The sequence below is a fragment of the Rhodovulum viride genome (genome assembly GCF_003265965.1).
Lineage (GTDB): Bacteria > Pseudomonadota > Alphaproteobacteria > Rhodobacterales > Rhodobacteraceae > Rhodovulum > Rhodovulum kholense.
Genome location: NZ_MUAV01000008.1, coordinates 178672 through 185369 on the forward strand (window position 1 = coordinate 178672; position 6698 = coordinate 185369).

The 6698-nt window shown below is 60.5% G+C and carries 5 protein-coding genes; all 5 read left to right on the top strand.

What is annotated here, in order from left to right; genetic code table 11:
- Nucleotides 1-224 precede the first annotated feature (224 nt).
- The 5 genes from BYZ73_RS09170 to BYZ73_RS09190 all read left to right on the top strand — a co-directional run bounded on the left by BYZ73_RS09170 (nt 225) and on the right by BYZ73_RS09190 (nt 6474).
- On the top strand, nt 225-725 hold the full coding sequence (locus BYZ73_RS09170) for a TnsA endonuclease N-terminal domain-containing protein (RefSeq protein ID WP_245943101.1): 501 nt from the start codon (nt 225-227) through the stop codon (nt 723-725).
- Nucleotides 722-2872: a DDE-type integrase/transposase/recombinase gene (locus BYZ73_RS09175; protein ID WP_112315725.1), complete on the top strand. Its 2151-nt coding sequence runs from the start codon at nt 722-724 to the stop codon at nt 2870-2872. Before BYZ73_RS09170 ends, BYZ73_RS09175 begins: the two co-directional genes overlap by 4 nt.
- The gene (locus BYZ73_RS09180; protein ID WP_181498008.1) at nt 2862-3815 is read left to right on the top strand and encodes an ATP-binding protein; all 954 of its coding nucleotides are present in this window, start codon (nt 2862-2864) and stop codon (nt 3813-3815) included. Before BYZ73_RS09175 ends, BYZ73_RS09180 begins: the two co-directional genes overlap by 11 nt.
- Nucleotides 3815-5605, top strand: coding sequence for a TniQ family protein (locus tag BYZ73_RS09185; protein ID WP_245943106.1), 1791 nt, complete (start codon nt 3815-3817; stop codon nt 5603-5605). Before BYZ73_RS09180 ends, BYZ73_RS09185 begins: the two co-directional genes overlap by 1 nt.
- A 329-nt stretch (nt 5606-5934) precedes the next feature.
- A complete protein-coding gene (locus BYZ73_RS09190) occupies nt 5935-6474 on the top strand; it encodes an AAA family ATPase (RefSeq protein ID WP_112315728.1) in 540 nt (179 codons plus the stop codon).
- The last annotated feature ends 224 nt before the right edge of the window (nt 6475-6698 follow it).

Here is a 6698-nt window from a genome sequence, read left to right on the forward strand (position 1 = left end):
GGGAAAAGCAAAAACCCTGCCATTGGCGTGGCAAGGTTCTGCGCTTGAATAGCGTGTCGTTTGGAACCGACCCCTTATTCATCCCCTGAGTCCCACGAAAAGTCAACCTGCCGGGGCGTCTCTCGGCAGGGCAGTCAAACTCATCTCAAACATAGGGGGATGCTGCCCCGCACCTGCTCCGACCCATATGGATCGGCGCCCAGGTGAGGTGCGCTCCAATCATCATGAAGAAGAATCTGATCTACCGCGGGCCGGAGCCGAGCCACGCGACCCGTGTTCCTGCGCGCCGCTCCAAGGGAAGCTTGAGAGGCTCAATGGTCGCCATGTTACCTGGCTTCCGGCGCCCACGCCTTATCCACTTCGAGAGTGCGCTCGAATACGCCTTCCTCTGCCTGATGCTGGTGCGAGACGACGTGCACCTCATCCAGGAGCAGCCGCCGGCGATCTCCTATGTCGGCAACGACGGTCGGCCTGCGCGGCACATCTTCGATTTCCTGATCACGAAGACGGATGGCGAGCGCATCGCGGTGGCCATCAAACCCATGCAGCGGGTCATGAAGCTGAACTTCGCCTCGGAGCTCGAAGCCGTTTCGGCAGCGGCCTCCAAATCCCTTGCGGACCGCGTGCTGCTCGTCACGGACCAGCACATTGACAGGGTCGCGGCCGCCGAAGCGGCCCGCACACTCGCCTGGTCGCGCCCCTCGCTGGCGGAGGTGACGGCATGACCCTGCGCTTCCGCTTCTCGAACTCTGACATGATCACCACAGCAGGCGTTGCCATGCGTCCCATTGAGATCAATGACATCGGAGGCACCTTCGAGCGCGTTGGTCAGCCGGGGATCACGGAGACCTTTTCCCACCATGAGCTCGTGGAGATGATGCGTCGGCCGGACACAACGTATTTTGCCGGCTACTTCGACCGGGCTACGCAGGAGATGCGGCTAAACAAGCCAGTTGAAGTTATCAGTGAATTGCCGGAGCAGATCGGCAGACTGGTGATTTGGCGGAAAGCGGTCTGCGATGCTTTCCTGGCTCTCGAAGCCAAGGGTGACATCAAGCGCACGCGGGAAGGCTATGACCGTGCGCGCCCTCGACTGGCAGCAGAAACGCAGCGGCTCGTCGGGGAAGGTGCTGCAGCTCCCAGGAAGGCAAGGCCCGGCAAGGACATAACGGTTCGAAACCTTCCGGGCAGTCGAACCGCATTTCAGTGGGTTCGCGCCTATCAATCTGCGAGTGGTTCACCACTTGCGCTCATCCCGGAAACCCATCGCTCCGGGAACCGAACGCGGATTTGGTGCCCGCGATCCGAAGCCCTGATGAATCAGGTCATCGAAATCTACGCCGACACGCAGCGCCCCACCAAGGTCCAGGCGATCAAGCAAACCCAAGCCCTTTTCGAAGAGGAAAACCGCAAACGAGCCAAAGCGGGAGCGCCTGCGATGGTCGTTCCGTCGGCTGCAAGTATTCGACGTCGTCTGGGCATGGCTGATCCGTTTTACCTCTACGCCAAACGGAATGGTGCCGCAGCTGCTGCCAGACATTTTGCCATGAGCAGTAACGGTCCTGACGTCGCGCGCCCCATGGAGCGGGTCGAGATGGACGAGAACAGGCTCGACGTCATCTCGTTGCTGACGCTGACAGGCATCTGGGATCACCTGCCGCAGGAGCGCCAGAAAAATTTCGAGATGGGACGGCGCTGGCTCTACATCGCGATCGATTGTGCCACGAAATGTGTCGTTTCGATGCGACTGGCCGACAATCCGAACTCGGATGATGCGATCCGCGCGCTGCGGCAGATTTTCGAGGACAAGACCCCGCTGGCTCAGGCGGCCGAATGCGAAAGTACATGGCATCACCATGGCGGGATCGGAACCCTCGTGACCGACATGGGGTCTGCCTTTGTCTCGGATGCGTTTCAGGCCACGGTAGCGTCGCTTGGGATCACATCTCACCTGCCGCCGGCTGGGATTCCTTGGATGCGGGGGCACATCGAGTCCTTCTTCCGCACGCTCGGGCATCAACTCATGCCGCTCCTGGCGGGCCGGACCTTCTTCGACACCGTGGATCGCGGCGACTATCCCTCCGAGATGCTCGCCTGCCTGTGCGACGACGATCTGATCAAGGTTCTGCTGACCTATATCGTTGATATCTATCACAACCAACCACACGGATCATTGAACGGGGAGACCCCGAATGCAGCATGGAAGCGGCTGGTTTCCGAACACGGGACGCCTCCGGTTCCAGATGGCCTGAGCCTCCGAAAGGCATTCGGCCGACCGTTGACACGGAAGCTCAATGACGGGGGCGTTCTGTTCTCGGGGCTCAGCTACAGCTGCGAAGCACTGCGCGAGGCCTATCTGCACTCTCCCACCCGAGAGGTGGAAATCAGGGCTGATTTGCAGGATATCGGGTGGATCGCGGTCAAGGTCGGCGCAACCTGGTATCCCGCGCTCGCCAATCAGCCCGGCTTCGAGGGCGTGAGCTTCGAAGAGCTGCGAGAGGGCGTCAGGGCTGTTCGGCATGCACACGCCAGTGCCGCAAAGCTGGATGCGCCCATGGTCCAACGCGCCATCGAGCGGGTTTCCGAGGCGAACCGTCGCGCGTTCGCGTTGCGTGCCCTGACACCGTTCCACGTGACCGACGTAGAGGTTGGGCGCGCAGATGCGGCACTGCGCTATCCGCTCCGCTCTGACGCACAGCGGTTGGGACGCGTCCCGCCGAGCAACGATCTGCTCAATGACGCGATCTCCATCACCCCGCCGCGCGACAAGGACAAGTCGGAGAAGCCTGACAGAAACGATAAGGGCCCCACCGCTGAGTATCGTGTGAGACGCGAAAACCGCAAGCGCTGGAGGTTTGATGATGAAGCATGAACTTGTCACCGACGCAGCCCGGCGGATCGCTGAGCTGAAGGGGCATTTCGTCCACCATGAGCGTTTCGTCCCGCTGGCCGAAGGATTCTCCATACTTGCTGAAAAGCGTCTGGTGGACATTCAGACCGGACGTATCAGCGAGGCGCAAGGGCTGGCTTTGTCTGGCCATTCAGGGGCCGGAAAAAGCGCGGCAATCACCCATCTGCTTGCCCAGGAAGGCCAGAGGCTGGCCGATCAGGGCTACGGAGGTTCAACCATCGTCAGCTTGCGGGTGCCATCACCCGCAACGCTGAAATTCGTCGGACAGGTGCTCCTTCGGGCGCTCGGCTACCCCATCGGGGCCGATCGCCACGCCTGGTACATCTGGGACCTGGTTCAACATCATCTCAAGGAGCGACGCGTGCTCTTCGTACATTTGGACGAGGCGCAGGACCTTGCGTCGCGGGGCACCAAGCACGAGCTCGATTCAGTGACATCCATGCTGAAGACTTTGATGACGGACCCGGAATGGCCGGTCGGGATCATTCTGTCGGGCACAAATGAGCTGGAAGACATCCTCAACCACGACCATCAGCTTGCCCGCCGCATGAAGACCGTCCGGTTCGAGAGCCTGTCTCCTGCGGCATATGGCGATGATATCCTCGACCTGCTGGAAAGCTACTGCGAGCGGGCGAACCTCGAACCAGAGGATGACGTGCTGGAATTGTCCCATGGCGAACGCGTGGTCCACGCTGCGGCAAACCAGTTCGGCATCGCCATCGTCCTGATCCTGGACGCCATCGAGGACGCCTACCTGCAGGGGCAGGAGACACTGAACCGGCAAAATTTCATCCGGGCCTATCATCGCCGGACATCCTGCGATGCCGAGTTCAACCCGTTTGTCGTGCCGGATTTCATGCGCATAGACGCCCGTCAGGTGTTTTCCCGGGAGAACCGCACATGATGTTTTCGACAGTTAAGCCGTTGCCCTTGAACGTGAAATACCACCACGGCGAATCCGCAACATCTCTCGCATCCCGATTGGCACGTCGCAACGGCGTGTCAAGCATGGCTATGTTCCTGTCCGACTTCGGGATCGACTATCTGAACCTGACCAATGGCGACCAAGAGGATTGCGCGCGATTGGCTTCACTTGCCGATGTCGATCAGGCGGCACTGCATCGCCACACACCTGCGCTAGTCTCTCCTGGCTGGTTCCGGCTGGGCCTGGAGGAGATCAAGTTCACGGCCTTCGGCCGAACCGCTCTCAAAGGCTGCCCACAATGCCTGCAAGACGCTTCAAACGAAAGCGATGCTGGGCATTTCGGGCTGTGGCAGCTGACCTCAATCCGCACCTGCGGCTTGCACGGCTGTTACCTCGTGCCGTTGCCCACGTCGTCTGGGACACGAGAGCGGTTCGACGTCACCAGACTGACCTCTGGCTTTTCGCCCCCGGAACCGCAAATCGCGAACGATCAGGACCTTTTGTTCGAGCACTATCTAAGAAACAGGATCGAGAAAGGTGCCGGAAACACGTGGCTCGACCGGTTGCCCTTCCATGTTGCGGCGCAGACCTGCGAGGCCTTCGGGCTCCTGCTGACCCTTGGCCCGAAAGCCCGGCGAGAAACAGTGACGCCGGCGCAATGGGCGGCTGCAGGCACTGCCGGTTATGGAGTCCTGCGTCACGGACCAGACGCTTTCCGGGAAAAGCTCAAGGAGATCCAGCGGGCGCATCCGGTCGACAACACCCTTTACCGGACCCGCTATCGCGTGTTCTTCGAGTGGTTGCGCCACCGCGACGACGACCCTCAGTTCGATGTGATCCGTGATCTGGTGCGAGAGTTCATCTTCCGCAATTTTCCGATCTCCGAAGGCTACATCGTTCTGGGCCAACCTTGCCCGGAACAATACGTTCATTCGCTTTCGACGGCGCGCTCGCGCTATGGCATGTCTGGCTGGAAGCTGGCGCGCCGCCTGGCCTCAATGGGCCTCGCGGAGAGGAAAACGTCGGGCCAAGGTTTTGTCCTGACCGGCTACGTGCCCACAGAAATCATCAATGACATCGCGACCGATTTCGACGCCCTTCTGAACGCGACCGATGCAGGAAGGTACCTTGGCGTCGAGCGTTTCATGATGACCAAGCTGACGAAGCCCGGACTGGTTGAGAAGTATTTCGACGAAAAGAATGCCTCGCCGATGTATCACCCGCGCGACCTCGATGGGTTCCTTGGGAAGCTGCGGGCGCGCGTCGAGCGCCCCAAAGCGGAGGACCTACTCGACATTGCGACGGCATCGCATCATGTCCGCATACCGACCGAGCGCGTGGTCGAGATCATTCTAAGAAACCGCCTTCCGCTGTATGCCCCCGACCCCACCACCGCACGCTTCCCGGATTTCGGCGTCTCCCTCTCCCTATTGCGCGAAGTCATTGACACGGATCACGCCGGGACCGTGCACCCCACCCGAGCCGCCAAGATCCTCGGGTTCAACGTCCGGACGATCCGCGGCCTGATGGACACGGGCGTTCTGACGTCTTGCCATGTGGACGAGTTGAAGAGCGGACGCAGGCGACGGTATGTCTGCGCCAACTCGATGGAGCGGTTTTCCAAAAGCCATATCTCGGTGGTTGAGCTGGCAACGGCGAGCGGGCGGCTGCCAGGCGTCGAAGCTGTGATCCAGCTCGATCGCGGGGCGCAGCCCCTTCCACTTGGGCCGCGCGCCAACATGATTTTCAGGCGAAGCGACGTTCTCTGAACCACAATTCACGGGAAGCCGGCCACTGCGCCGGCTTTTTCATGTGCGGTAAGAGGCAAACTTATCTGACGAAAAAGGCAGGTTCGGTTCAGTATCGAGATTTTAGACTGCTGAAATCAAAGGGAAACTTTGACCCCCAGAGGCAGAACTTTGTGACAAGTCCCAACTTTTGAAAAGTGACGGATAGATCTGCCTTTCTTGTCAGGGGATTTGCCTCTGCCGCGCAGACTTGTGCTGTTTTCCCTACGAAAATCCATGCTGCCTCGATCAACGCCTATGGCGTGTTGATCGCTTCGCAGCCCCTCCCCTGTCAAACCCGAGGATGGCCCATGAGCGACCATTTCTTCGTCGCGACGGGAGGGCCCGGTGCGGGCAAGACCGGCCTCACCACCGAGCTTGCCCGTCGTGGCTTCCACACAATCCCCGAATCCGGCCGCGCGATCATCCGCGAGGAAATGGCCAGCGGCGGAGACGCCCTCCCCTGGGCGGATCGCATGACCTACGCCAAACGGATGCTGGAGCGGGACTTGAGCGCCTACAGCGCCGCAAAGGCGCTCTCGGGCCCCGTGATCTTCGACCGCGGCATTCCCGACATTCTAGGCTACCTGACCCTGTGCGGGCTCTCCGTGCCGCCCCACGTCGTTACCGCGGCCAAGGCAGCCCGCTACAACGCCCACGTCTTCCTTACCCCCTACTGGGATGAGATCTTCACACAGGACACCGAACGCACACAGGCCCGCGCCGAGGCCAAAGCAACCTGCGCCGTCATACGGGAGACCTACACCGCCCTCGGATACCAAATCACGGAGCTGCCGCGCACCGACATCGTATCACGCGCTGATTTTGTCTCTGCGCAACTAGCGCTCTGACCGTCGTCTCCAGATGGACGGAGAACCTACTGGAGCGGACAAACCGCGCAGTTCCCTCCTGCCTCCTACTACCTGAAGCTGACGGCCCATTGCCGACCTTCAAGACGACTTCTCAATGCTTCGGTGCGTCCGTTTTTTCGGCCATTCGTGCTGAGCGAAGCATTCCCTACTGCCCTGCTCCCCAACCTTGGACCGCCGGAAGTTGGATTTTTCCGGCTGCCTCA

Coding starts and splice junctions, on each gene's coding strand:
- BYZ73_RS09170 (WP_245943101.1), top strand. CDS start 225: ATGAAGAAGAATCTGATCTACCGCGGGCCGGAGCCGAGCCACGCGACC.
- BYZ73_RS09175 (WP_112315725.1), top strand. CDS start 722: ATGACCCTGCGCTTCCGCTTCTCGAACTCTGACATGATCACCACAGCA.
- BYZ73_RS09180 (WP_181498008.1), top strand. CDS start 2,862: ATGAAGCATGAACTTGTCACCGACGCAGCCCGGCGGATCGCTGAGCTG.
- BYZ73_RS09185 (WP_245943106.1), top strand. CDS start 3,815: ATGTTTTCGACAGTTAAGCCGTTGCCCTTGAACGTGAAATACCACCAC.
- BYZ73_RS09190 (WP_112315728.1), top strand. CDS start 5,935: ATGAGCGACCATTTCTTCGTCGCGACGGGAGGGCCCGGTGCGGGCAAG.